The following is a 24,572-nucleotide window of genomic DNA, read 5'->3' on the forward strand; positions in this document are numbered from 1 at the left end:
CCGCGCTACTCGGCCGCGAGGGCCGCCGCGGCGAAGTCCCGCACGGCGGTCCGCGCCGCGGGCGGGTCGATGACGACCGCGCGCCCGGGCAGCCCGGCCACCAGCCGCACGACACCGTCGAACCCGTGCGACGCCGCCAACCGGATCCGCACCCGCCCGCCGCCGTCGGGAGCGTCCGCGGTGTCGGCGAGGAAGTCGGCGACCAGGGGCAGCGACGACGAGTCGAGTTCGACCGTGACGATCACGTCCTCCGCGGACTGCTGGAACAGCGTGTCCGGGATCACGACGTCCTCGATGGAGTGCTCGGCGGCCCGGTCGTCCACCCTCGCGCCCGACATCCGGTCGAGCCGGAACGTGCGGAGCGCCTGACGGTCGAGGTCCCAGGCGCGGAGGTACCAGTCGGTGTCGATCGACTCGACGCGCAGGGGGTCGACCCGACGGGTGCTGCCCTGCGTCCGCGGTCCGGCGTACTCGAAGGCCAGACCACGGCGATCGGCCATCGCCCGGCGGATGGTCGCGAGCGCGGCGTCGTGCAGGTCCTGCCCGACGGCGACGTTCGAGGAGGCTCCCCCGGCGCCACGGGACAGCTTCGCCATGAGCGCGCGGATGGCGTCACGGTCGGCAGCCTCGGGCAGCGCCGACAGGTACTGCAGGCCGGCGATGAGCGCGGAGGCCTCACGCGCGGAGAGCCGCGGCGAATCGTCGATCGCGACCAGGTTCGTCAGCACGATCATGTCGTTCTGGTCGAAGTCGTCCCACGCGATGTCGAACAGGTCACCGTGCTGGTACTGCATCGTCTCGCCGGGGACGCCGGACACGGCGATCAGTTCGACCGCCCGGCGGATCCGTGATTCGGGCACACCGAAGTGCCGGGCGGCCTCTGCGACGGAGACCCGCTCGCGGTCGATCAGGTACGGGACCAGCGAGAGCAGGAACGCGAGCTTGTCCTGCGCCTGCAGCGGTTGCTGCTCAGCCACGGTCGGCTCCCTCGACATCGGTGTGGTCGGCCACGAGGCCACGCAGCCGGGCCTCGACCCGGTCACGGACGTCGGCGGGTTCGAGCACGCGGACCTCCGGTCCGAAGGCGGCGAGTTCCTCGGCGAGGATCTGCGGGTCGACGTGGTGCAGGACCAGGACCCCGTCGGCGTCGGTCTCGGTGTCACGGCGCCGCGCCAGTCGGCGTTCGGCATCGGACCCGGGCACGACGGCGATCCGCGCGGTTCGGGCGGCCCAGATGCGGTCGAGTTCGGCGAGGGCACGCTCTCCGGCTCCGGGGGTGGCCGGGTGCCGCCCGACCTCGTACTGGCTGACGGGTCCGACGATGCGGGACAGCAGGTAGTTCTTCACGGAGTCCGTCGCGAACTCGTGCGCGGTGAGCATCCACCGTCCGCCGTGCTGGACGAGCGCGAGCGGCGCGAGCTCGCGACGACGGGCCTCGTGCTGTCCGGGCGTGATGTAGTCGAAGCGGACCGCCGCGGCACGGTCGAGTGCAGACCGGAGCGGTTCGAACGCAGCGTCGCGAGCGCGGAGCCGCGGTGCGTACGACTCGACGCCGAGCAGCCCCTCGGCATCGCCGTCGTCGTCCTCCGACCCGGCCGACCGGACCTTGAGCAGGGCGCGGCGGGAGTCGGCGGACAGGGCGCCTTCACGCCAGGCCATCGCGGCGAGCGACAGCAGCGCGGACTCGTCCGGCGTGAACCGGACGTCGTCGGGCAGGTCGTACTCGCCCTTGGGGATGCGGTAGCGGAGCGTCTGGTTGTTGCCGGCCGCGCCGGGGGTCTCGATCGTCTCGAGCGGGATGCCGAGGTCGCGGACGTCGTCCTTGTCGCGCTCGAACTGGCGCTCGAGCGAAGCGTTGTCACCGCCGGTGCTGAACCGCTGCCGGTAGCCCTGCACGTTCGCCAGGATCTCGGACTTGGTGAGACCGGACTCCGTCGAGAGCAGCGCGAGCACCAGGCTGAACAGGCGCTCCTCGGCTGGTACACGGGGCACACGGGTCGCTGGCACGCAGCCGATCCTACGGCAGCGCGGGTGGGCGGGAGTGCACCTGCGCGGCCGTCGGTGGATGGCCAGTCAGGGTCAGCGCGGCATCTTCCCGAGCACGTCGATGACGTACGCGTACGTGGTCCCCTGCTGGTGGACGATGGCCAGGACCTGGTCGCCGACGCGGTGGCCGACGACGGCGTTGCGGACGCCCTCGGCGATCTGCCCCTTCGCCAGCGGCACGGCCTGCGCACCGGAACCGTCGGTCCAGCTGGAGCCGGCCACGGACGAATCGGCGCCGTCGGTCCCCCACGTCACGGCGGTGTACTTGATGACGGCGGTGTCCTTCGCACCGAGCGTCGCGCCCGATCCGCGTCGGAGCAGGTGCGTGGCGTCCGACGTCGGCGGCTTCCACGACGGGATCGTGATGCCGGGAGCGCCGGACGGGGCGAGCACGACCGCGGGCATGCCGTCACCGGCGAGCTGCGGCGTGCCGGTCGCGCGGGAGTCGAACGCCTGCTTGACGTCGATCACGGCGACGGCTGCGTCCTCGACCTTCTTCGAGCTCGTGGAGCCGCTCGTGCCGGCGCTGCTGCTCAGGGCGCTCTTCGGCACCGCGACGGCCAGGCGGTCACCGACGTGCGCGCACAGGAGCGCGTCACCGAGCGCGCCGTAGTTGCCGGCACCGGCAGTGAGCGGGGCGGTCTGACCCGAGTACCCGCTGGACTGGGCGACCTGACCGGTCGCGCCGTCGACGATCGTGTACTCGACCAGCACCGGTGTGCCGTTCCCGATCGTGCGGCCGTCCCCCTGCTTGAGGACCGAGACCTGCGTGCCCTTGGTCCGGAGACCGGCCGGGACGGAGACCTTGGGTTCCTTGCCGACCGCGCCGCTGGCCGTCACGGACGCGGATGCCGCTCCGGGGGCCGGGCAGTTCGACGGGGTGCTCCCGGCGCCGTTCGACGCGCACGCCGTCAGCGACGCGGCGAGGCCGATGGTGACCAGGAGTGCGGGGATGGTGCGCACGGACCCTCTTTCCGTTCGATGCAGGACGGGCACGGTCGGTAGCCTACCGGTCGTCCTCAGCAGGCCCGTCCGCGTCGGTGGCGGTCTCGGCGGCGGCGACCTTGCGGGCCTGGGCGGCGGCCTGACGCGCCACCTTGCGGAGCTTCTTGTCGCTCGTCGAGCGTTCACCGACCGCACCGGGCGTCCACGCCTCGACGTCCTCGTCGGAGAACTCGACCTTGCCGGCGCGACGCTTCAGGTTCGGCAGGACCACACCGTCGGCGAGACGACGAGCGGTGACCAGGAACCCGGTGTGTCCGACCATCCGGTGGTCCGGCCGCACGGCGAGTCCCTCGACGTGCCAGGTGCGCACCAGGGTCTCGCTCGGCTGCGGGTCCGTGAAGCGTCCGGTGTCGCGGAGGGCCTCGACGGTGCGGGACAGCTGCGTCACGGTGGCGACGTAGCAGACGATGAGGCCACCGGGCACGAGCGCGTCCGCCGCGACGTCGACGCACTCCCACGGCGCGAGCATGTCGAGGACGACCCGGTCGACGCTCTGCTCGTCCGTCGCGTCGGGGAGTTCCTCGACGAGGTCGCCGACGGTCACCGACCAGTTGTCCGGGACGGCGCCGAGGAAGGTCCCGACGTTGCCGCGGGCGATCGCGGCGAACTCGTCGCGTCGCTCGAAGGACTGCAGGAACCCGGTCGGTCCGATCGCGCGCAGCAGGAACAGCGACAGCGCCCCCGAGCCGACACCGGCCTCGACGACGCGGGCACCGGGGAAGACGTCGGCGAACGCGACGATCTGCGCGGCGTCCTTCGGGTAGACGATGGCGGCGCCGCGAGGCATCGACATCACGTAGTCGTTCAACAGCGGTCGGAGCGCCAGGTACTCGTCGCCGGTGCTCGCGGTGATGACCGATCCGTCCGGCTGCCCGATCACGTCGTCGTGTCGGAGCACCCCGCGGTGCGTGTGGTACTCGCCGCCGACCTCGAGCGACAGCGTCGTCAGCTTGCCCTTCGGGCCGGTCAGCTGGACGCGGTCGCCGGCCCGGAACGGGCCGCGTGGCGGCGTGTGCGGAGCTCCGCCGGCGGTGTGCGGCAGCGCCGCGGCCGGGTCGAGGACGTCCGGACTGGAGGCGTGGGCCACCTGGTCCGGCACGGTTGCGTCGTCGGCGTGGCTCATCGGGCGACTCCTTCGGGGGCGGAGGCCGACGCGCCGTCCGGCACCGTGCCTCCTGGACGGCGTGCTGCCCGCGCCGCGAGCGCGGGCGAGGTGAGCTCGACCAATCGGTCGACGTCCACGTCGGCGAGCGTCGTCAGGTGCACGTCACCGCCGGCGATCTCGGAGAGCGGGACGATGTGCTCCACGGCGACCGTGACGGCGCCGGAGGCGACCGCCGAGGCGACGCCCGTGGCGGAGTCCTCGATCGCGACGCACGCGGTGGCGTCGAAGCCCAGCGCGGCCGCTGCCGCCAGGTAGGCGTCCGGGTGCGGCTTCGGACGCTCGACGTCGTCGCCGGCGACGACCACGCGGAAGCCGCGGGCACCGAGTGCCTCTGCGGCGACGAGTGCCATCTTGCGGCGGGACATCGTCACGAGGGCCGTCGGGATGCCGCGGTCGTGCAACTCCTCGACGAGCTCCTTCGCGCCCGGGCGCCACGGCAGCTCACCGGCGCGGAGGTGCTCCATCACGTAGGCGGTCATCCACTGGATGATCTCCTCGACCTCCATGTCGACGCCCTTGTCGCGGAGCAGTTCACCCGAGCGCTCGAGGCCGCTGCCGACCAGGGACAGGCCGTCGGCGTGCGTCCACTCGGCGCCGTACCGGGCCGTGAGTTCGACCTGGGACCGCTGCCAGATCGGCTCCGTGTCGATGATCGTGCCGTCCATGTCCCACAGCACTGCTGCGGGCGGGACGAGGGCGGGAGGATGCGCGGTCACGGGCGACGAGTCTACCGGGGCGGTTCCGCTCGCCGCGGACGCGGGACTGCCCGCCGCGCACCGGGCCTATTGTGGTTGCCTGAATCGTGTCCGGACGAGGCTGCTCCACCGTCCCGTCCACGTCGGGCTCCACGCGCAGCCCGGCGCCACCACCAGGAGGTCCGCTCCGTGCCACAGCACACCCCCTTCAGCGACGGCCGGCTGCTCGTCGTCGCCTTCGAGGGCTGGAACGACGCCGGCGAAGCGGCCAGCGGCCTCGCCCGGCGCATCGTCGAGGCACTCGACCTCGACGAACTGCGCGAGATCGACGGTGAGCGGTACGTCGACTACCAGTTCAACCGCCCCACCGTCGGCAACGACGACGAGGGCGTCCGCGGCGTGCAGTGGCCGCGCATCGTGCTCTACGGTCCCGGGGCCGAGGGTCGCCCGGTGATCGGCGCGACCGGCTCCCCCGTGGACCGCGACGTGTTCGTGCTCGTCGGCCCGGAGCCGTCCCGCACCTGGCGGGGGTTCTGCGCCGAGGTGATCGACCTCGCCGACGTGTACTCGATCGACGCGGTCGTCTTCGTGGGCGCGATGCTCGCCGACGTGCCGCACACGCGGCCGATCTCGGTCTTCGTGTCGAGCGAGAACGCCGGGGTCCGTACCGCGTTCGACGTCGACAAGTCCACGTACGAGGGCCCGACGGGCATCCTCGGCGTGCTGTCCGACGCGATGGACAAGGCCGGCCTGACGACCCTCTCGCTTTGGGCCTCGGTGCCGCACTACGTGCACAACTCGCCCTCGCCGAAGGCCACGCTGTCGCTGCTCGACAAGATCGAGGACCTCACCGACGTGACGGTCCCCCGTGGCACGCTGCTCGACGACGCGACCGAGTGGGAAGAGGGCATCGACGCCCTCGCCGCGGACGACGAGGACATGGCGTCGTACATCGGCCAGCTCGAGCAGGCCCGCGACACGGTGGACTCACCCGAGGCGTCGGGGGACGCCATCGCGCAGGAGTTCGAGCAGTACCTGCGGCGCCGGGAGCGCAAGGACGGCAAGGACGGCGGGTCCGCTGCGGGCGAGGGGCCGTGGCGGCCCCCGCAGCCGCCGCAGTAGTCCGAGCGGACGACGGACGGGAGGCGCGGTGCGAGGTGGCACTGCGCCTCCCGTCCGTCGTCGTGGCCGGTTCCGGGCGGGCGCGCCCGCGGCGCTGCCGCCGTGACCCGCGGCGGACCTAGGCCAGGCGGATGCCGAGCAGGGCGTCGATCAGGTCGAGGATCTCCGGCGTGACGGAGGTCCCGCCCGCGATCGCGGTGTCCACCGACGCGACCGCCCCGGGGGTGTCGAGGTCGTCGGCGAGACGCGCGCGGATGCGGGCGATGACGTCGGCCGCGTCGTCCACGTGGCCGGTGTGGGCACCCGACGACCACGCGTCCCACGCGGCGAGTCGCTTCGTCGCCGAGTCGAGCTCGGTGTCGAACCACTCCCACTCGTCCGAGTACTTGTGGGACAGCAGCGCGAGCCGGATCGCCCGCGGGTCGGCCCCGTCGTCGAGCAGCCCGCGGACCGTCACGAGGTTGCCGAGCGACTTCGAGATCTTCGTGCCCTGGTAGGCGATCATCCCGGTGTGCACGAAGGCGTTCGCGAGCGGCTGGTGCGCCAGCGCTGCCGCGTGACCGGCGCTCATCTCGTGGTGCGGGAAGACGAGGTCGCTCCCGCCACCCTGGACGCTGATCGGCAGTCCGAGACGATCGCCGGCGATGACGCTGCACTCGATGTGCCAGCCGGGACGCCCGGGTCCGAGGTCCGTGTCCCAGCTCGGCTCCCCCGCGCGGGCGGCGCGCCAGAGCAACGGGTCGAGCGGATCGCGCTTGCCGGGACGGTCCGGGTCGCCGCCGCGCTCCGCCGAGAGCGCGAGCATCGTCTCGCGGTCCAGGCGGCTCTCGTCGCCGAGGGCCCAGGCCTCGGTCGGACGGTTGACGTCGAAGTACAGGTCGTCGCCCTCGGAGTCGGGCGTCGGGACCTCGTAGGCGTAGCCGGTCTCCTGCAGGAACGCGACGGCTTCGGCGACGCGTTCGACCTCGTCCGTGACCGCGACGTAGTCGTCCGGCGGCAGGATGCGGAGCGCCTCCATGTCGCGACGGAACAGGTCGATCTGCGAGGCAGCGAGCGCACGCCAGTCGACCCCGTCGCGGGCGGCCCGTTCGAGCAGCGGATCGTCGACGTCGGTGGTGTTCTGCGCGTACTCGACGTCGAGGCCGGCGTCCCGCCAGACCCGCACGAGGGTGTCGAACGCCAGGTAGGTCGCCGCGTGACCGAGGTGGGTCGCGTCGTACGGGGTGATGCCGCAGACGTACAGCGCGGCACGGTCCTCTCCCCTGGTGGGGTCCACCGGGTGACCGGTCGCGGTGTCGTGCACCACGGGACGGGGTGACTCCCCCGGGACGTCGGGGACGGACGGGACCTGCCAGGCCCTCACGGCTGGATCACTCCGAGCGACAACAACACGAGGAGAACGATACCGAGTGCGATCCGGTAGACGACGAAGGGCAGGAAGCTGCGCTTGCTGATGTAGGTCATGAACGCCGCGATGACGACGAACCCGACCACGAACGCCACGACCGTCGCGATGAGCGTGTCGGCGAGTCCGAACGGGGCACCGGCGCCACCGAGGCTCGTCGCCGCCTCGTACAGGCCGGACAGGAACACCGCGGGCACGGCGAGCAAGAACGCGAACCGTGCGGCGGCCGGACGGGTGTACCCGAGCGCCAACCCCATCGACACGGTCGCGCCCGAACGGGACACCCCGGGCACCAGGGCCAGGACCTGCGCGAGGCCGATCAGGACGCCGCCGCCGAACGTCATCTGCTCGATCGGCCGGACCTTCCGACCGAGGACGTCCGCGATCCCGAGCACCACCCCGAAGACGACGAGGACGATCGCCGCGATCCAGAGCGACCGGAACGTCGTCTCGATGGCGTCCTTGAGGAGCAGCCCGGCGACGCCGATCGGGATCGTGCCGAGGATCACGAGCCACCCGAGCCGTGCGTCCGGGTCGTTCCGTGGCACGGTCCTCCCGGACAGCGACCGGAACCACCGCCCGACGATCCGGACGATGTCCCGCCAGAAGTAGATGAGGACCGCGGTCTCGGTACCGAGCTGCGTCACGGCGGTGAACGCCGCTCCCGGGTCCTTCGCGTCCGGCAGGAACAGGCCGACGATCCGGAGGTGGGCACTCGAGGACACCGGCAGGAACTCGGTGAGCCCCTGGACGAAGCCGAGGAAGATCGCTTCGAGGATGTGCATGGCGTCGGCCTTTCGGGGGACGGAGCAGGCGGGCGTGCAGTCGGCCCGGCGAACGCGTGGCGTGCAGCCGGTCGGTTGGTCGGTTGGTCGTCTGGTCGTTTGGTCGGGCGGGCGGGCGGGCGGACTGTCAGGACACCGCCACGACGGCGTCCGTGCACGACCTCAGTACGTGGCCAGGAGGTCGGCGAGGACCCGCCGCCCGAAGGCCAGCGCATCGAGCGGCACGCGCTCGTCCACGCCGTGGAACATCGCGGGGAAGTCGATGCCCGCCGGCAGCTGCAACGGCACGAACCCGTAGCCCGCGATGCCGAGGGTCGAGAGCGCCTTGTTGTCGGTGCCGCCCGACAGCAGGTACGGCAACACGGGGGCATCCGGGTCGTGGCGGCCGAGGACGTCGCGGACCGCGTCCACGAGGGGGCCACCGAAGTCCTGCTCGAGGCCGATGTCGCGGAACGACATCACGACCTCGACGTCGTCCCCGGCGAGCTCCCGCACCCGCTCGAGCACGGCCTCCTCGTCACCGGGCAGGCACCGGATGTCGACCAGGGCCTCCGCGGTGTCCGGGATGACGTTGTGCTTGTACCCCGCGGTGAGGACCGTCGGGTTCGTCGTGGTGTGCAGTGCTGCGTGGATGAACCGCGAGGCCGACCCGGTGGCCAGCGCGACCTCGTCCGGACCCGTCACGGTCGGGTCGACGCCCAGGAACCGGGCGACCTCGGCGACCATCGCGTCGGTGGTGGCAGAGAGGCGGACCGGCCACTCCTCGCTCCCGATGCGCGCCACCGCGGCCGCGAGCTTCGTGATCGCGTTGTCCCGGATGACATGCGAGCCGTGCGCGGCCGTGCCCCGGGCGACGAGCTTGATCCACATGAGGGCTTTCTCGCCCGTCTGCAGCAGGTACGCGCGACGATCGCCGAGCGTGATCGAGTAGCCACCGACCTCGCTGATCGCGGCACTCGCGCCGGCGAACAGCTCCGGGTGGTTCTCCACGACGTGGTGGGAGCCGAGCACGCCGCCGGCTTCCTCGTCGGCGAAGTACGCGATCACCAGGTCGCGCTCGGGCGCACCCTGCTGGGCGATCACGTCCGACAGCGACGTGAGCATCATCGCGTCCATGTTCTTCATGTCCACGGCGCCCCGGCCCCAGAGCATGCCGTCCTTGACCTCGCCGCCGAAGGGGTCGACCGTCCAGTTCGCCGGGTCGGCGGGCACGACGTCGAGGTGCCCGTGCACGACGAGCGCGGGCTTGCTGCGGTCGCGCCCGGGGACCCGTACGACGACGCTCACCCGATCGGGCTCGGACTCGAACAGCTGCGGCTCGAGGCCCAGGGCACGGAGCTTCGCCTCGACGTACTGCGCCGCCTCGGCCTCGCCGCGGGACTTGCCCTCGCCCCAGTTCGTCGTGTCGATCCGGATGAGGTCCCGCGCGATCGAGGCGGTCTCCTCGAGCCCGGAGACGGTCGTCGTCGTGGTGGGCACGGTGTCGCTGCTCGAGGCGTCAGACGTCATGCACCAACGCTATCGGTCGGTCCCCGCAAGTCCGGCGTCGAGTGCGGGTTCCGCTGGCCGTCGTCGTTCCGCGGTGGGCCCGACAGGTCGGCTCGGCGCGGGCTCGGCGCTGGCTCCGCGCTGGCTCGGCGCTGGCTCGGCCGGACGCGCCCGGGATGCGAACGCGTGTTCATCCTGCGTTCAGGGCCGTGCTAGTGTCTTCTCTCGGCAGGAAAGCCGGGGAAACCCGGTCGGACGGCCACACATCCAGTCCGGATGGCGGAATTGGTAGACGCGCTAGCTTGAGGTGCTAGTGCCCGTATTAGGGCGTGGGGGTTCAAGTCCCCCTTCGGACACAGAAGATGCGAATGCCCCTGGCCTTGCGGCCGGGGGCATTCGTGCTTGTTCGGCGAGCATCGCCATCGCTGCGCTCAGGGCGACGCCGCCGGGTGCGGGTGCGGGTGCGCGGTCGTGCGTGTGCATGGTTCGACGAAACACCTGTCGAACGACGCGTGGATCGTCGACGTTTGCGCATGCAGAGGATGCGTGTGCACGGTTCGACGGAGCACCTGTCGAACGACGCGTGGATCGTCGACGTGTGCACGCGCATGCCCGCGCCGAACCCGCACGACGCGACACCGCCCCTGTCGGACGACAGCGGCGGTGTCGCGTGACGCCAGCACGCCCAGGCGCGAGCACCGGCGACGGCCGCCCCGTCAGCGCCGGCGCAGCTTCCGCACCACCAGCACGACGGCACCCAGCGTGGCGAGCCACCCCCAGTTCGCCACCAGCGGGTCAAGCAGCCCGTGCCGCCAATCGGTCCGCGATCCCTTCCGCGACGCCACCCCGTGCCCCCACACCTCGGCACGGATGCCGGTCTCGTGGATGACCCGGTCCGGCCGGCCTCGCAGGGCGTCGGTCACGCGGTGGGTCGCGACATCGAGCCGGTCTCCCACGATCAGGAGCATCCAGTGCGCCAGCCGCCCCTCACCGAAGCGGTACCCGAACCGGCGCACGGCGCCCGGCAGCCCCTGGAGCGGCTGCGCGGTCCCGAACACCGGCGTCACGTGCGCGTGCTCGATCGAGCGCTCGCGGCCTTCGCCGCCCGGCTGCTGCTCGGGGACGTCCCAGTGCGCGCCCGTGGCCGCCCCCGCGGACCGGGACAACTTCGGGACGGACGGTCGGTCGTCGAGGTCGAGGTCGCTCCCCCACCCCGGGATGCGCTCCCGGAGTTCCTCGGCGGACGGTACCCGCCGCGGCGGGTCGGCGATGTACGGGGTGTGATCGGTCACGGTGCGCTCCTTCACGGGATGATGACGGGCTTGATGCACCCGTCGAGCTTGGCGGAGAACAGGTGGTACCCCTCGGCGATGTGCTCGAGCGGGATCCGGTGCGTGATGACGTCGCTCGGCTTGAGGTGCCCGGCCTGGATGTGCTCCAGCAGCCGGGGCCACTGCCGCTTCACCGGCGCCTGGTTCATGTGGATCGTGACGCCCTTGTTCATCGCGTCGCCGAACTTCACCAGGTTCGGGATCGGGCCGTACGCACCCATCGCCGAGATCGTGCCACCCTTCCGCACGCCGTCGATCGCCCAGTTCAGCGCGACCGGCGAACCGCCCTGCAGCTTCAGCTTCGTGGCGCTCACCTGCTGCAGGAAGCTGCCGTCCGCCTCGGCCCCGACGGCGTCGATGACGCTGTCCGCCCCGAGGTAGTCGGTCTGCTTCTTCATCTCGACCACGATGTCGTCGACCTCGGCGAAGTTGATCGTCTCGGCCTGCGCGAACGTCCGGGCCTTCTCGAGCCGGTACTCGAGCTGGTCGATGACGATCACCCGTCCGGCACCCATGAACCACGCGGACTTCGCGGCGAACAGCCCGACGGGTCCGGCGCCGAGCACCACGACGGTGTCGCCTTCACGGATGGACGCCAGCTGCGCCCCGAAGTACCCGGTGCCCAGTGCGTCGGTCATCATCAGGGCGTCCTCGGCGTCGAGCCACTCGGGGATGACCTGCGGCCCGACGTCGGCGAACGGCACGCGGACACGCTCCGCCTGGCCGCCGTCGTACCCGCCGGTCGTGTGGGAGTACCCGTAGATGCCACCGACCGCGGTCGCGTTCGCGTTGACGTTGTGGCAGTTCGTGAACAGGCCCCTGGCGCAGTACCAGCAGGTCCCGCACGAGATGTGGAAGGGGACCATCACCCGGTCGCCGACGCTCAGGTTCTGCACCGACGAACCAATCTGCTCGACGACGCCGATGAACTCGTGTCCGAAGGTGTGGCCGACGCGGGTGTCCGGCATCATGCCGTGGTACAGGTGCAGGTCGGAGCCGCAGATCGCCGCCCGCTCGACGCGGATCACGGCGTCGTTCGGGTGTTCGATCCGGGGGTCCGGCTTCTCCTCGACGCGGATCCGGTAGGGCCCGCGGTAGGTCATGGCGCGCATACGCGCTCCTCTCACTCGTCTCGTCAACGCTGACGGGAGGCGCGTGGGAGCGGACCCAGGTCCGCGCACCGTGACCACGTGACGGACGGGAGGCGCGGTGCCAGCTGGCACCGCGCCTCCCGTCCCATGGTGGGGCTGTTACGACTTCGCGGCGTCCACGAAGTTCTGCCGCGGGTCGGTCTCCTTGATCATCGAGGTCGCATCGCGACCGGACACCGCGCCGGTGAGCCAGCCGATGACGATGCGCGCCTTGCGGTTCAGCGTCGGCATCGCGTACACGTGGTACGAGCGGTGCGCGAGCCACGCGGGCAGGTTGGTCATCTTGATGCCCTTGATGTTCGCCGCACCCTTGCCGACGCCGTAGGAGGCAACCGTGCCGATGGACGGGTGGCGGTACTCCTCGAGCGGCTTGCCGGTGATCGTCGCGACGATGTTGTCCGCGGCGACGACGGCCTGACGGACCGCGTTCTGCGCGTTCGGCGGGTAGTACGCCGGCTGCTTCTCGGCGGTCAGGTCCGGCACCTGTGCGACGTCGCCGAGGCCCCAGACGCCCGGGACGACCTCGTGCGTGTCCTCGGCCTCGACCTGGAGCTTCGCGTTTGCGGCGAGGTGCCCCTTCGGTCCGCGCGGCAGGTCGGACGCGTCGAGGAGCGGGTTCGGCTTGACGCCGGCGGTCCAGACGAGCAGGCCGGTGGCGAACTCGTCGCCGTCGGAGAGCTTGACGACACCGCCCTCGCAGCTCGGCATCGTGGTCTTCAGGCGGACGTCGATGCCGCGGGCGCGGAGGGACTCGAGGGTCCACTTCGACAGCTCGGGGCCGACCTCGGGCGCGACGCGGTCGAGCGCGTCGATGAGGACCCAGCGCGGCTGCTCACCGGCGAGGGACGGGTAGGTCTTGATGGCCGCCTGCGAGACGTCGAACAGCTCGCCGATCGCCTCGACACCGGTGTAGCCGCCGCCGATGAAGATGCTCGTGAGCAGACGGCGACGCTCGTCCTCGTCACGGGTGGCCGCGGCCTTCGCGATGTTGTCGAGGAGCTTGGCGCGCACGAAGGCGGCTTCCTCGACGCTCTTGAAGCCGACGCCGAACTCCTCGAGCCCGGGGGTCGGGAACGTGCGGGTGACGGAACCGAGGGCGACGACGAGCTGGTCGTAGCCGAGGGTGCGGTCGTCGCCGCCGGCGGTCGCGATCGAGACGGTCTTGTCGGCCGACGAGATGCCGGTCACCTTGCCCTGGATGACACGCGTCTTGCGGAGCGCGCGACGGAGTTCGACGGTGACGTCCTTGGGGGCGATGTGCCCACCGGCGACCTCGGGCAGGAACGGCAGGTACGTGTAGTACGTGTTCTGGTCGACGAGCGTGATCCGCATCGGGACCGTGGCGGCGTGCTTCTGCAGCTGCTTGACGGTCGCGTAGCCGGCGGAGCCGCCGCCGAGGACCAGGACGTGAGGGATGGAGTCTGCCATTCCTCCGGTCTACCCGAAGTCACCATGGCGCGTCATGATGCCGCGCGGGTGGAGCGTCGATCGGGCGCGTCCGGCGCGCTATCCGCGGCGGCGGTCGGGGTCCCGGAGACAGCGGCTGCCGTCAGTGCTGGCGGCGTCGGTCGGGATCGCGGAGCCGCCACCAGGCGGTCTCGGCGATCTCGAGCCCGGTGTACACCCCGTGCTGGGTCCGCCGTGACTCGGTGAGCGAGAACCGACGCAGCCGGTACCCGCCACCGAAGCGGTCGATGATCGCCTCCGGCGAGGAATCGACGTCGCGCTTCACCACCCACGTGCGGTCGTCGACCGGCTCGATCACCGACGCCCGCCGATGCGACCCCGCAGCACGTCGATGCGCTTCTGGATCTGCTCGATGCTCGCCTGCGCCACCGCCGGACCGCCGCTGATGCGTCGGAGTTCCGCGTGGATCGCGCCGTGGGGTTCGTTCGAGTGCCGGGACCAGATCGACACGAGCCGCGCGAGCTCCGTGCGCTGTTCCTTGATCGTCATGTACATCGGACGGGATTCCGGCTCGGCGGCCTTGGGGAGTCCGGTCTTCGGCGCCCGGCCCTTCTGCCGCTTCGCCTGCGTGGCCTGGCGTGCGCGCAACAGGTCCCGCACCTGGTCGGGCTCCAGCAGCCCGGGGATCCCGATGAAGTCCAGTTCCTCCAGCGAACCGACAGCTCCCCCGGTGCCGAACTCGCCACCGTCGTAGAGCACGCGGTCGAACGAGGCCTGCGAGTCGAGTGCCTCGAAGGGCTGCACGTCGAGCAGGCTCTCCGACGCGCGGTCCTCGCGGTTCGCCTCGGCGACCATGGCGTCCTCGGGGTTGTACATCCCGTCGTCGGCGCCCTTCGGACGGTCGAGTGCGTGGTCGCGCTCCAGCTCGAGCGTGGCCGCCAGCGCCATCAGGCCCGGCACGCTCGGCAGGAACACCGACGCGGTCTCCCCGCGCCGCCTGGCCCGCACGAAGCGCCCGATGAGCTGCGCGAAGAAGAGCGGCGTGCTCGCGCTCGTGGCGTAGACGCCCACGCACAGCCGCGGGACGTCGACGCCCTCGGACACCATGCGGACGGCGACCATCCACCGGGAGGTGTCCTCGGCGAACGCCTGGATCCGGCTCGACGCGGCGGCTTCGTCCGACAGGACCACGGTCGGCCGCTCCCCGGTGATCCGTTGCAGGATGCGGGCGTAGGCGCGTGCGGTCGTCGTGTCGGTCGCGACGACGAGGCCGCCGGCGTCCGGGACCCCGCGTCGGACCTCGGTGAGGCGCTTGTCGGCGGCGGAGAGCACCGCGGGCATCCACTCGCCCTCCGGGGAGAGCGCGGTGCGCCAGGCCTGCGCGGTGATGTCCTTCGTGACCGGTTCGCCGAGGGACGCCGACATCTCGTCGCCCATCCGCGTCTTCCAGCGCATCTGCCCGGCGTACGCCATGAACAGCACCGGACGGACGACGCCGTCGGCCAGTGCCCGGCCGTACCCGTAGTTGTAGTCGGACACCGAGGTCCGGATGCCCTGCTCGTCAGGGGCGTACTGGACGAACGGGATCGCCGCCGTGTCCGAGCGGAAGGGGGTGCCGGAGAGCGAGAGCCGACGCGTTGCCTTCGAGAAGGCTTCGCGGATGCCGTCACCCCAGGTCAGGGCGTCACCGCCGTGGTGGACCTCGTCGAGGATGACGAGCGTGCGACCGCCCTCGGTGATGGTCTTGTGCACCTCGGGGTTCATGCCGACCTGGGCGTAGGTGATCGCCACACCCTGGTAGTGCCGGCCGAACATGCCGTCGCCGTTCTTGAACATCGGGTCGATCCGGATGTTCACGCGGTCGGCGGCGTCGGCCCACTGCCGCTTGAGGTGCTCGGTCGGCGCGACGACGACGAGCCGGTCGACCGTTCCGCGAGCGAGCAGTTCGGTCGCCAGGCGGAGCGCGAAGGTGGTCTTGCCGGCGCCGGGGGTCGCGGCCGTCAGGAAGTCGCGGGGCTCGGTCTCGAAGTACTTGGTGAGGGCTTCGACCTGCCAGGCGCGCAGCTTGGAGGCGGTGCCCCACGCGGCGCGGTCCGGGAACGCCGGCGAGAGGTGCCCGGCGGCGGCGTTGCCCGCGGCCTCGGCAGCGGCGGCAGCATCAGCGGCAGCAGCGGTGTCGTGGTGGTCGTCGCGTGTCGGCGAACCCGTCGCGGAGCCGCTCGCCGGGTTCGCGTCGGCGTCCGCCCACAGCGTGGCGGGCTGCTCTTGGTCGTCGTACTCGGCGGTGCTCACTCCACCCGATCTTACCGTCACGCCGGGTCCTGCCGGGCGTGCGGGACGCGCTGCTCGGGCGTGCCACGGACGAGCGACGCCGGTCGCAGCACGCCGGCACCGAAGCGCGCGGTCACGGCGTCGACGGTCGTCTCGGTGTCACGCCACGGCGCGTCGTCGTCCCACAGCGCGTTGCTCGCGGCGGCCGGCACGAGGTTCTCGCCACGGACGCCGATGAGTCGGATCAGGGTGCCGGGCCGGTGCAGCACGTCGTACAGCTCGACGGCTTCGTGGTGGAGTCGCTTCGCCACGTCGGTCGGCTCGGCCAGGGTGCGCGATCGCGTGAGGGTGGTGAAGTCGGTGTACCGGACCTTCAGCGCGACCGTCCGGGCCTGCATGTCGGCCCGGCGCAGGCGGACGGCGACCTTGTCGGCCAGGCGCAGGAGCTCGCGCGCGACGTCGTCGCGGTCGGTGAGGTCGCGGCCGAAGGTGACCTCGTGCCCGATCGACTTCTCGCCGACGGCACTCTCGACGTGGCGCGGATCGCGCCCCCACGACAGGTCGTGCAGGCGCTGCCCGCCGGCTGGTCCGAGCGCCGACACCAGGGAACCGAGCGGCGTGTGGGCGAGGTCCCCGACGGTGCGGATACCCCGGCGTTCGAGGGTCTCCTGGGTCTTCCCCCCGACGCCCCACAGCGCGGAGACCGGCTGTGGGTGCAGGAACGACACGGTGTCCGCAGCGGGGATGACGAGCAGACCGTCCGGCTTCGCGCGGCTGGAGGCGAGCTTCGCGACGAACTTGGTCGACGCAGCGCCGACCGAGCAGTGCAGCCCGGTCTCGGCGAACACGGCCTGCCGGATGGCGCGTCCGATCTGCCACGGCGTGCCGTACAGCCGGAGGGCTCCGGAGACGTCGAGGAACGCTTCGTCGATGCCGAGCCGTTCGACCCGCGGCGTGAAGCGGTCGAACACCGCCATCACGCGCGCGGACTGGTCGCGGTACTTCTCGAAGTGCGGCTCGACGATGATCGCCGCCGGGCATCGTCGCTTGGCGACGGCCATCGGCATCGCGGAGTTCACCCCGTACTTCCGCGCTTCGTAGGTCGCCGCCGTCACCACCGAGCGGTCGGAGTCGTGTCCGACGATGACGGGCAACCCGCGGAGATCCGGCCGGTCGAGCAGTTCGACGGAGGCGAAGAAGGCGTCCATGTCCACGTGCAGGACCGTCGCCGTCACGTCGTCGACGGGGTCGTCGGTGACGAGGCGGTTGCGTCCGTCCTGCTTGCTCACCCGGAGATGATGGCAGGCCCCGCCGACATCCGCCCGGAGGGTCAGCCGAGCGGACCGAGCACCGACGCCGCGATCGTGCGCGCCGCCGAGTCCCGCGTCGACGGGTGGTACTGACCGGCGCGCACGTCCCGCGCGAGTCGCGCCAGCTCCGACGATGCCCGGAACGCGCTGCCGCCCACGACCCGCATCGCCTCGTCGACGACGTGCTGCGCGGTGTCGACCGCGCGGGACTTCGTCCCGACGAGGAGCGGGAACCACCGGGATCCGAGGTCGTCGCGTTCGTCCACCGACCGCGCCAGGGAGTCGACCTGCAGGGCGATCGCGTCGGCCGCGCCACGCATGTCGGCGATCGCTCGGCGGACGTCGGGGTCGGCGGACCGCGGCGTCCCGTCGAGCGCCCGGCGGGACCGGACGGCGTCGACCGCCAGGGCCACCGCCCGGTCCGCGATGCCGACGTACACCGACGCCACGAGCAGCTCGAACGCCGCGAAGATGCCGAACACGAGCGGGTCCTGGTTCGGCCCCACGGGCAGCGACCGCACGATCCGTTCCGCGGGGACGTGCACGGCGTGCAGCAGCGTGGTCCGGCTCTGGGTCGCCCGCATCCCGAGCGTGTCCCAGTCGTCCAGGTGCTCCACACCACCGTCGGCGCGCACCGTGAAGCCGTGCACCAGGCGCGGTTCCGGTCCGGACTCGTCCTTCCCGAAGACGCTCAGCACGTCCCACGCGGGGGCGAGCGAGGTGGACACCTTCGTGCCCGTGAAGCGGTACCCGCCCTCGCCGTCCGGCTCGGCCGTCGTGAGCGAGTCGAACAGCACGGCGCCGTTGCCGGGTTCACTCACCCCGAAGGCGAGCAGGTGGTCGTCCGCCGCGTGGTCGGTGACGGACTGGAGGAACGACCCACCGCGGTCGGCGACGGCTCGCGCCGCCTGCACCCAGACCTGGTGCATACCCAGCCCGAGCGCCGTGGCCGGCGCCGCGGCGGCGAGCGTCCGCTGCACCCCGGCGGTGGTGCGGAGACCGAGGTCCGACCCGCCACGGTCGACGGGGACGCCGATCCGCAGGTAACCGGCCGCGCGCAGTTCCTCGAGGTCCTCGGCGAAGAACGCGTTGTCGGCGTCGTACCGGGGCGCCCGCTCGGCGATCCGCACGAGCACGTCATCGGGCACCGTCCACCCGGTCGAGGTGTTGGCCATCGTCATGGCACGAGACTATGGTCCGAGGCGTGTCAGATCCTCATCCGTGGTCCAGGTACGTCGCGATCGGCGACTCGTTCACCGAGGGGATCGGCGACCCCGACCCGACCGTCCCGGGCGGGAACCGGGGCTGGGCCGACCGCGTGGCCGAGGTGCTCGCGAACCGCACGGCTGACTTCTCCTACGCCAACCTGGCCGTCCGTGGTCGTCTGCTGCAACAGATCATCGACGAGCAGACCGAGCCCGCCCTCGCCCTGGACCCCGACCTGATCACGGTGTCCGCCGGTGGCAACGACATCATCCGGCCCGGCTCCGACCCCGACGAGCTGGCCGAGCGGGTCGACGCCTTCGTCGCACGGCTCCGGAGCCGCGGTGCGACGGTCGTGCTGTTCACCGGCCCGGACGTCGGGATGACCCCGGTGCTCGGCATGGTGCGCGGGAAGACGGCGATCTACAACGAGAACCTGCACGCCATCGCGCTGAAGCACGGGGCGCTCGTCGCCGACATGTGGGCGATCCGCGTGCTCCGCGACCCGCGGATGTGGGCGCCCGATCGGCTGCACCACTCCCCCACCGGTCACTCGACCGTCGCGGCCGCCGTGCTCGACGCGCTCGGCGTGCCGCACGGGCTGGAGCCGTTCACCCCGGAGCCGCTCGAGGCGCGTCCGTGGCGCGAGGCCCGCGTGGAGGACCTCGGTTGGGCCCGGGAGTACCTGGTGCCGTGGGTCGTCCGGCGCATCACCCGGACGTCCTCCGGCGACGGCATCAGTCCGAAGCGTCCCGAGCTGCTGCCCGTCGTGGAGCACCGGTCCGACGCGCAGCGAGGATCCTGACGGCAGGCGCCGCACGGCGTAATCAGGCGGTGAGGAGCGCTTCCTTGATGCGGTGTCGGGCGACGCGCGTCGGGCGGACGTCGTCGGGTGACCACGAGGCCGGATCGGGGAACACCCACTGGAGGTCCGTGCCGCCGGGTCTTGCGGCCCGGGCTCCATCAGGAGGGCGATGCCGGCTTCGTCGAGCAGGTCGGGTGTGAATTCGCGGTGACCTCCCGTCAGTTCGTGCAGCGCGAGCTGCTGGCGCCCGCCGGCTGCTCCGGTCCCGCGCAGCATGTGCCGGGGTCCGCTGCCGGCGCCGAGGACGTCGTGGGCGTGGTGCTGCAGCAGGAGCTCCCGCCGATGTCGGTGGAGCACACCCCGGTCTCGGGGAGGACCAGATGCACCTGGCGCGCGGCCACTCGGTCGCCCGCCAGTTCGGCGGCGATGGAACGGACCTGTTCGTACCCAGTGAGGAGCAGGAACGTGGGGGCTCGGCCGTAGGACTTCATGCCGGCGATGAAGAAGTTCGGCTCCGGGTGCGCGAGCTCCGCGACGCCGTGTGGAGGGACGGACCCGCAGGAGTGCAGGTTCGGGTCGATGAGGGGCGCGAGAGCGCGGGGCGCTTCGACGATGTCGTCCAGGCCGAGCCGGATCTCGCGGAGCATGTCGAGGTCAGGCCGGAACCCGGTCGCATTCACGACCACATCGACTGTCACCGTGAACGGCTCCTCTGCGCGGCGGCCGGTGACGGTGACCTGGTCGCCGTCGGGGCGGACGTCGTCGATCTCGAACGAGGCGATCTGCTGCACGCGCTTGGATTCGACGAGGCCGTGCACGGTGGAGCCGAGCTGCCCGCGGGCGGCGAGGCCGTCGGCGGCATCCGCGCCGAGGCGAGCGGTGCCGGCGTTCCGCACGGCCCAGAGGACTTCCGTACCGGGGGCGTCCTTGGCGAGAGCCGCGAGCTTGATGATCGTGTTCGCCGCTGAATGCCCGGCGCCGACGACGAGGACCCGTCGGCCTGCGAGCCGGTCACGGTCCGCGCCGGTGACGTCGGGGAGGGCGTCCAGTACCCGGTCCCCGAGGTCCGCGGCCGGTGCGAGGCCAGCGGCGATAAGGGGGTTCGGGGTCGTGTAGGTGCCGGAGGTGTCGATCACGGCGCGAGCGGTGACGTCCGTGCTGCTGTTGGTGGTGTCGGTGTGGAGGCGGAGCAGGAACGGGGTGTCGGCGCGGCCGGTGGAGCGGGTGCGGTCCATGCCCTGACGGGACACGGCCTCCACCTTCGTGTTGTAGCGGATCACGGCGGCGAGCTGCGGTGTGGCCGCGAGCGGGGCGAGGTACTGGTCGACGAGGTCGTGCCCGGTGGGCAGGGACGACGGGCGGGGTGCTTCCCAGCCGGTGGTTTCGAGGAGTCGCTGGGCGGCTGGGTCGATGACGTACTGCCATGGGGAGAACAGTCGGGTGTGGCCCCACGCGCGGACGCTGGTGCCGACGGCCGGGCCGGCTTCGTAGACGACGACGTCGAGACCGCGTTCGAGCAGGTGCGCGGCGGCAGCGAGACCGACGGGCCCGGCGCCGATGACCGCGACGGGCAGCCCGGTGAGGCGGCCCGCGTCGGCTCGGGGCGGGACAGTGAGTGTGAGGGTCATGATGGTGGTCCTTTCCGGGCTACGCGGTGGCTTCTGCGGGCAGCAGCTCGGACAAGAGCGTCTGCACCCGGGACTTGATCTCGTCGCGGATCGGGCGGACGTCGTCGATGCCCTTCCCGGCGGGGTCGGTGAGTTCCCAGTCCTCGTAGCGCTTGCCGGGGAAGATCGGGCATGCGTCGCCGCAGCCCATCGTGATAACGGCGTCGGAGTCGCGGACGGCGTCGGTGGTGAGCACCTTCGGCTGGTTGCCGGCGATGTCGATGCCGTCTTCGGCCATCGCCTGGATTGCGATGGGGTTGATCTGGTCCTTTGGTTCGGAGCCGGCGGAGAGGACTTCGACGCGGTCGCCGCCGAGGGCCTGGGCGTAGCCGGCGGCCATCTGGGAGCGGCCGGCGTTGTGGACGCAGACGAACAGGATCGTGGGCTTCGTGGTCATGATGCGTGCTCCGGGTGGGTCAGTGGATGAGGGTGAGCCAGCCGGCGAGGGCGGCGAGGGTGATGGCGAGGACGGGGATGGTGAGGACGATGCCGGTGCGGAAGTACTGTCCCCAGCCGATGTGGATGCCCTTCTTCTCGAGCACGTGCAACCACAGCAGGGTGGCGAGGGAGCCGATAGGGGTGATCTTCGGGCCGAGGTCGGAGCCGATGACGTTCGCGTAGACCATCACCTCGTGGGTGAGTCCGGTCGCGCCGGCGCCGCCGATCGCGAGGGCCGCGATGAGCACGGTGGGCATGTTGTTCATCAGCGACGCGAGAATCGCGATGGTGAACCCGACGCCGAGCGCGGTGACGAGGACTCCGTGGTCCCCGAACACGTCGAACAGCGTCGAGAGGTGGTCGGTGAGGCCCTGGTTCTTCAGGCCGTAGACGACGAGGTACATGCCGATGGAGAACAGCACGATCTGCCACGGGGCGTCCCGGATCGTCTTCCACACCGGAATCTCCTGCCCCGACGGCGCCCCTGCACCGCTACCAGTCGCGCTCACGGTGGCAGTGCCACCCGTCGTGACGAGTACTGGCGCGGTCTGGGTGCGGGCGAAGAGGAACGCGGGCTGGCGGGCGGCGACGAGAACGATCACGACCGCACCGGCCCCGGCGACCGCTGCGAGCGGGACACCGATCGGGTCGGCGGCGAAGTACCCGACCAGCAGGATCGCAAGGACGACCCACCCGGCGCGGAACGTCGCCCGGTCCTTGACCGCGGTCTCCGGCTGCGGCAAGGCGAGGAGGTCGTACCGTTTCGGGATGCTGCGGCCGAAGTACGCCAGGAGCATGCCGAGGGACGCGAGCACGGAGACGATGCCGACGGGGATCATGACGGCGGCGTATCGGGCGAAGCCGAGGTGGAAGTAGTCGGCGGAAACGATGTTGACCAGGTTCGACACCACCAGCGGCAAGCTGCCCGTGTCGGCGATGAACCCGGTCGCGAGGATGAACCCGAGCGCCGCCTTCTGCGGCATGTTCAGGGCCCGGAGCATGCCCACGACGATGGGGGTGAGGATCAGCGCGGCCCCGTCGTTGGCGAACACCGCGGCGATCACCGCCCCGAGGCCGACGATGAGGACGAACAGCAGGCGGCCGTTGCCGCGGCCCCAGCGGGCGACGTGCAGGGCCGCCCATTCGAAGAACCCGGCTTCGTCGAGGATCAACGAGATCAGCACGACGGCGACGAACGTCAGGGTCGCGTTCCAGACGATGCCGACGACGGTGGGGATGTCGGACAGGCCGACGACGGTCGTGGCGAGGGCGATGACAGCGCCGATGAGCGCGGTGTAGCCGATCGGGAAGCCCCTCGGCTGCCAGATCACCACCACGAGCGTCGCGACGAAGATCAACGCCGCGACAACGGCCATCACCATCAGACGCTCACCCGCCCGACGGTCGCAGTCGTCGCGGCCGCGGCGGCGGCCGCGGCGCGTTCCCAGCCCTGCGCGGCGACCTGGATCGCGTCCCACGGGGAGCCGAGGGGCGGTGTGTAGGACAGGTCGAGATCGATCACGTCGTCGACGGTGAACCCGGCATGCAGGGCGGTGGCGAACGTGTCGATCCGCTTGCTGATCTCCGCACTCCGCTCCCCGACGATCTGCGCCCCCAGCAGCCGGCCCGTGTCCTGGTCGCCGGTGACGCTGATCGTCAACGGGACGGCGCCCGGGTAGTACCGCTTGTGGTCATCAGCCACGCTCACACGTGTCAGCGGCGCGACGTCGAGGGTGCCGGTCTCGTGCTGGCGCAGGCCGGTGCGCGCGGCGACGAGGTCGAACACCTTCACCACCTGCGTCCCCACCGACCCGGCGTAGCGCCTGTCACCGCCGAGCATGTTCTCCGCCGCGACCCGGCCCTGCTTGTGCGCGGTCGTGCCGAGGGGCAGCCAGGTGGTGCCGAGGAGCCGGTGGTGGGTGACGACGCAGTCGCCGGCGGCCCACACGTGTGGCACCCCAGTGCGCATGCCCTCGTCGACGATGATCGCGTCGGCCTTCCCGAGCCGCGCACCGGCGGAGACGGCGAGGTCGGTGACGGGTCGGACACCGACACACACCACGACGAGCGCGAACGTCCCCACCGCATCGCCGCCCGTCGATGACGTGGCGACCTGCCACTGCCCACCCCCGGCCGCGGTGATGCCCGTGACCGTGGAGCCGGTCAGCACGGTCGCGCCGTGGCGGCGGACTTCCGCGGTGACGAGAGAGCCGAGTTCCGGGTCGAGGGTGGAGAGCACTTCAGGGCCCCGCTGGATCAGGGTCGTGTCGAACCCGCGGGCGACGAGCCCTTCGGTCATCTCGAGGCCGATGTAGCCGGCACCCACGACCGCGACGCGGCTGCCGGCCGGCAGGAGCTCGAGGGCGGCGACGACCTGCTCGGCGTCGGTCATCGAGTGCAGCAGGTGGATGCCCGGCTCCCCGAACGGCACCCCTGCCGGCCGGACCGGTTCGGCGCCGGTGCCGATGAGGAGTTCGTCGTAGTGGATCTCTTCGTCGCCGTGCGGACCCGTCACCGCGACCGCGCGCCTCTCGACGTCGACGCGGGACGCCCACGTGGAGGACCGCACCGTCATCCCTGCAGCGTCGAGGTCTCCGCGGGTCCGGTGGGCAAGGGATGCTTCGGTGGCGACGTCGCCGGAGACCCAGTACGGGATGCCGCAGATGGAGAAGTTCGGGAACTCGTCCGCCAGGACCACGGTCACATCCGTGGACGGGTCGAGCTCACGGGCGCGGAGCGCAGCGGCGATGCCGGCGTCGCTGCCACCAATGGCGAGGAGATGCGTCACGGGTCTGGTCCTGTCGGATCGAACGGTGTGCCGAAGCGGCACACATATCGAACCACGTCGATATCGATGAGCGCAAATATAGACGTGGATCGAAGTCCATGCGATCATGGCCAGATGAGCACCGTGGAGCTGTTGCCGATCCAGGACGTCACCGCGTGCTGCGCCCCCGTGACGACCGAAGCGATGGACCAGGCATCCGCCGAGGTCCTCGCGAAGTCACTGAAGGCGATCGCCGACCCCGCCCGCCTGCGGTTGATCTCGATGGTCGCTGCCCACGAGGGCGCAGAGGCGTGCGTGTGCGATCTGCAGGAGCCGCTCGGCCTCTCCCAGCCGACCGTGTCGCACCACCTCAAGGTCCTCGTCGACGCCGGCATCCTGCACCGCGAGAAGCGGGGCACCTGGGCCTACTTCTCCCTCGTCCCGGGGGCGCTGGACACGCTCGCTGATCTCATCACCACCCCCACGAAGTAGCCCCCGCACAACCCGCACG

23 protein-coding genes and 1 tRNA gene are annotated in these 24,572 nt (G+C 71.4%); 5 read left to right on the forward strand and 19 right to left on the reverse strand.

Annotated elements, in window-relative coordinates; genetic code table 11:
- Positions 1–5: 5 nt before the first annotated feature.
- The 5 genes from J7E22_RS11450 to J7E22_RS11470 all read right to left on the reverse strand — a co-directional run bounded on the left by J7E22_RS11450 (position 6) and on the right by J7E22_RS11470 (position 4,932).
- On the reverse strand, positions 6–977 hold the full coding sequence (locus J7E22_RS11450) for a YafY family protein (RefSeq protein ID WP_214981872.1): 972 nt from the start codon (positions 975–977) through the stop codon (positions 6–8).
- The gene (locus tag J7E22_RS11455; protein ID WP_214981873.1) at positions 970–2,007 is read right to left on the reverse strand and encodes a YafY family protein; all 1,038 of its coding nucleotides are present in this window, start codon (positions 2,005–2,007) and stop codon (positions 970–972) included. The genes J7E22_RS11450 and J7E22_RS11455 overlap by 8 nt, the downstream gene beginning before the upstream one ends.
- A gap of 72 nt (positions 2,008–2,079) precedes the next feature.
- Positions 2,080–3,009: a hypothetical protein gene (locus J7E22_RS11460; RefSeq protein ID WP_214981874.1), complete on the reverse strand. Its 930-nt coding sequence runs from the start codon at positions 3,007–3,009 to the stop codon at positions 2,080–2,082.
- Positions 3,010–3,052: 43 nt separating this feature from the next.
- On the reverse strand, positions 3,053–4,174 hold the full coding sequence (locus tag J7E22_RS11465) for a tRNA (adenine-N1)-methyltransferase (protein ID WP_251009037.1): 1,122 nt from the start codon (positions 4,172–4,174) through the stop codon (positions 3,053–3,055).
- The gene (locus J7E22_RS11470) at positions 4,171–4,932 is read right to left on the reverse strand and encodes an HAD family phosphatase (protein WP_308159229.1); all 762 of its coding nucleotides are present in this window, start codon (positions 4,930–4,932) and stop codon (positions 4,171–4,173) included. Before J7E22_RS11470 ends, J7E22_RS11465 begins: the two co-directional genes overlap by 4 nt.
- A gap of 168 nt (positions 4,933–5,100) precedes the next feature.
- Between J7E22_RS11470 and J7E22_RS11475 the strand changes: the two genes are divergently transcribed.
- On the forward strand, positions 5,101–6,033 hold the full coding sequence (locus J7E22_RS11475) for a proteasome assembly chaperone family protein (protein WP_214981875.1): 933 nt from the start codon (positions 5,101–5,103) through the stop codon (positions 6,031–6,033).
- 118 nt (positions 6,034–6,151) lie between these two features.
- On the opposite strand, the gene mshC is transcribed toward J7E22_RS11475, so the two are convergent.
- The 3 genes from mshC to J7E22_RS11490 all read right to left on the reverse strand — a co-directional run bounded on the left by mshC (position 6,152) and on the right by J7E22_RS11490 (position 9,732).
- On the reverse strand, positions 6,152–7,396 hold the full coding sequence (mshC, locus tag J7E22_RS11480) for a cysteine--1-D-myo-inosityl 2-amino-2-deoxy-alpha-D-glucopyranoside ligase (protein ID WP_214981876.1): 1,245 nt from the start codon (positions 7,394–7,396) through the stop codon (positions 6,152–6,154).
- On the reverse strand, positions 7,393–8,223 hold the full coding sequence (locus J7E22_RS11485; protein WP_214981877.1) for an undecaprenyl-diphosphate phosphatase: 831 nt from the start codon (positions 8,221–8,223) through the stop codon (positions 7,393–7,395). Before J7E22_RS11485 ends, mshC begins: the two co-directional genes overlap by 4 nt.
- Positions 8,224–8,385: 162 nt before the next feature.
- Positions 8,386–9,732: a M20/M25/M40 family metallo-hydrolase gene (locus J7E22_RS11490; RefSeq protein WP_214981878.1), complete on the reverse strand. Its 1,347-nt coding sequence runs from the start codon at positions 9,730–9,732 to the stop codon at positions 8,386–8,388.
- Positions 9,733–9,981: 249 nt separating this feature from the next.
- Here J7E22_RS11490 and J7E22_RS11495 point away from each other — a divergent pair.
- Both J7E22_RS11495 and J7E22_RS11500 read left to right on the forward strand, forming a co-directional pair.
- Positions 9,982–10,067: transfer RNA gene (locus tag J7E22_RS11495), tRNA-Leu, on the forward strand.
- A 177-nt stretch (positions 10,068–10,244) separates the two neighbouring features.
- Positions 10,245–10,385 carry a hypothetical protein gene (locus J7E22_RS11500; protein WP_214981879.1) on the forward strand — a complete coding sequence of 47 codons (141 nt, stop codon included), beginning with the start codon at positions 10,245–10,247 and terminating at the stop codon, positions 10,383–10,385.
- A gap of 42 nt (positions 10,386–10,427) precedes the next feature.
- On the opposite strand, the gene J7E22_RS11505 is transcribed toward J7E22_RS11500, so the two are convergent.
- From J7E22_RS11505 to J7E22_RS11535, 7 genes are all read right to left on the reverse strand, one after another.
- A complete protein-coding gene (locus tag J7E22_RS11505) occupies positions 10,428–11,003 on the reverse strand; it encodes a hypothetical protein (RefSeq protein ID WP_308159230.1) in 576 nt (191 codons plus the stop codon).
- A gap of 11 nt (positions 11,004–11,014) precedes the next feature.
- Positions 11,015–12,154 carry a zinc-dependent alcohol dehydrogenase gene (locus J7E22_RS11510; protein WP_214981880.1) on the reverse strand — a complete coding sequence of 380 codons (1,140 nt, stop codon included), beginning with the start codon at positions 12,152–12,154 and terminating at the stop codon, positions 11,015–11,017.
- 138 nt (positions 12,155–12,292) lie between these two features.
- Positions 12,293–13,621: an NAD(P)/FAD-dependent oxidoreductase gene (locus J7E22_RS11515; protein WP_214981881.1), complete on the reverse strand. Its 1,329-nt coding sequence runs from the start codon at positions 13,619–13,621 to the stop codon at positions 12,293–12,295.
- 121 nt (positions 13,622–13,742) lie between these two features.
- Positions 13,743–13,958 carry a hypothetical protein gene (locus tag J7E22_RS11520; protein ID WP_214981882.1) on the reverse strand — a complete coding sequence of 72 codons (216 nt, stop codon included), beginning with the start codon at positions 13,956–13,958 and terminating at the stop codon, positions 13,743–13,745.
- Complete coding sequence (locus tag J7E22_RS11525) at positions 13,955–15,892, reverse strand: DEAD/DEAH box helicase (protein ID WP_214981883.1); 1,938 nt, start codon at positions 15,890–15,892, stop codon at positions 13,955–13,957. The genes J7E22_RS11520 and J7E22_RS11525 overlap by 4 nt, the downstream gene beginning before the upstream one ends.
- Positions 15,893–15,909: 17 nt before the next feature.
- Positions 15,910–17,160, reverse strand: coding sequence for a DNA polymerase IV (gene dinB, locus J7E22_RS11530; protein ID WP_214981884.1), 1,251 nt, complete (start codon positions 17,158–17,160; stop codon positions 15,910–15,912).
- A gap of 41 nt (positions 17,161–17,201) precedes the next feature.
- Positions 17,202–18,362, reverse strand: coding sequence for an acyl-CoA dehydrogenase family protein (locus J7E22_RS11535; RefSeq protein ID WP_214981885.1), 1,161 nt, complete (start codon positions 18,360–18,362; stop codon positions 17,202–17,204).
- Positions 18,363–18,385: 23 nt separating this feature from the next.
- Between J7E22_RS11535 and J7E22_RS11540 the strand changes: the two genes are divergently transcribed.
- Entirely contained in the window at positions 18,386–19,189 is an 804-nt protein-coding gene (locus tag J7E22_RS11540; RefSeq protein WP_308159231.1) for an SGNH/GDSL hydrolase family protein, read from the forward strand.
- A 218-nt stretch (positions 19,190–19,407) separates the two neighbouring features.
- On the opposite strand, the gene J7E22_RS11545 is transcribed toward J7E22_RS11540, so the two are convergent.
- The 4 genes from J7E22_RS11545 to J7E22_RS11560 are packed head-to-tail and all read right to left on the reverse strand — an operon-like array spanning position 19,408 to position 24,082.
- Positions 19,408–20,817 (reverse strand): FAD-dependent oxidoreductase, encoded by a 1,410-nt coding sequence (locus J7E22_RS11545; RefSeq protein WP_214981887.1) that lies wholly within the window; start codon positions 20,815–20,817, stop codon positions 19,408–19,410.
- Positions 20,818–20,836: 19 nt separating this feature from the next.
- The gene (locus J7E22_RS11550; RefSeq protein ID WP_214981888.1) at positions 20,837–21,253 is read right to left on the reverse strand and encodes an arsenate reductase ArsC; all 417 of its coding nucleotides are present in this window, start codon (positions 21,251–21,253) and stop codon (positions 20,837–20,839) included.
- A 19-nt stretch (positions 21,254–21,272) separates the two neighbouring features.
- Positions 21,273–22,670 (reverse strand): arsenic transporter, encoded by a 1,398-nt coding sequence (locus J7E22_RS11555; RefSeq protein WP_251009052.1) that lies wholly within the window; start codon positions 22,668–22,670, stop codon positions 21,273–21,275.
- Between the two features lie 5 nt (positions 22,671–22,675).
- A complete protein-coding gene (locus J7E22_RS11560) occupies positions 22,676–24,082 on the reverse strand; it encodes an FAD-dependent oxidoreductase (protein ID WP_214981890.1) in 1,407 nt (468 codons plus the stop codon).
- A 114-nt stretch (positions 24,083–24,196) separates the two neighbouring features.
- Here J7E22_RS11560 and J7E22_RS11565 point away from each other — a divergent pair, with 114 nt between their 5' ends.
- A complete protein-coding gene (locus tag J7E22_RS11565) occupies positions 24,197–24,553 on the forward strand; it encodes a metalloregulator ArsR/SmtB family transcription factor (protein ID WP_214981891.1) in 357 nt (118 codons plus the stop codon).
- Positions 24,554–24,572 lie beyond the last annotated feature (19 nt).

It is taken from the genome of Curtobacterium sp. ISL-83 (assembly GCF_018613895.1).
GTDB lineage: Bacteria > Actinomycetota > Actinomycetes > Actinomycetales > Microbacteriaceae > Curtobacterium.

What these genes read in the sequence shown, in the direction of transcription:
- J7E22_RS11465 (WP_251009037.1), bottom strand. Translation starts at nt 4,174, where the DNA reads ATGAGCCACGCCGACGACGCAACCGTGCCGGACCAGGTGGCCCACGCC.
- J7E22_RS11485 (WP_214981877.1), bottom strand. Translation starts at nt 8,223, where the DNA reads ATGCACATCCTCGAAGCGATCTTCCTCGGCTTCGTCCAGGGGCTCACC.
- J7E22_RS11490 (WP_214981878.1), bottom strand. Translation starts at nt 9,732, where the DNA reads ATGACGTCTGACGCCTCGAGCAGCGACACCGTGCCCACCACGACGACG.
- J7E22_RS11500 (WP_214981879.1), top strand. Translation starts at nt 10,245, where the DNA reads ATGCAGAGGATGCGTGTGCACGGTTCGACGGAGCACCTGTCGAACGAC.
- J7E22_RS11510 (WP_214981880.1), bottom strand. Translation starts at nt 12,154, where the DNA reads ATGCGCGCCATGACCTACCGCGGGCCCTACCGGATCCGCGTCGAGGAG.
- J7E22_RS11515 (WP_214981881.1), bottom strand. Translation starts at nt 13,621, where the DNA reads ATGGCAGACTCCATCCCTCACGTCCTGGTCCTCGGCGGCGGCTCCGCC.
- J7E22_RS11535 (WP_214981885.1), bottom strand. Translation starts at nt 18,362, where the DNA reads ATGACGATGGCCAACACCTCGACCGGGTGGACGGTGCCCGATGACGTG.
- J7E22_RS11545 (WP_214981887.1), bottom strand. Translation starts at nt 20,817, where the DNA reads ATGACCCTCACACTCACTGTCCCGCCCCGAGCCGACGCGGGCCGCCTC.
- J7E22_RS11550 (WP_214981888.1), bottom strand. Translation starts at nt 21,253, where the DNA reads ATGACCACGAAGCCCACGATCCTGTTCGTCTGCGTCCACAACGCCGGC.
- J7E22_RS11555 (WP_251009052.1), bottom strand. Translation starts at nt 22,670, where the DNA reads ATGGCCGTTGTCGCGGCGTTGATCTTCGTCGCGACGCTCGTGGTGGTG.
- J7E22_RS11565 (WP_214981891.1), top strand. Translation starts at nt 24,197, where the DNA reads ATGAGCACCGTGGAGCTGTTGCCGATCCAGGACGTCACCGCGTGCTGC.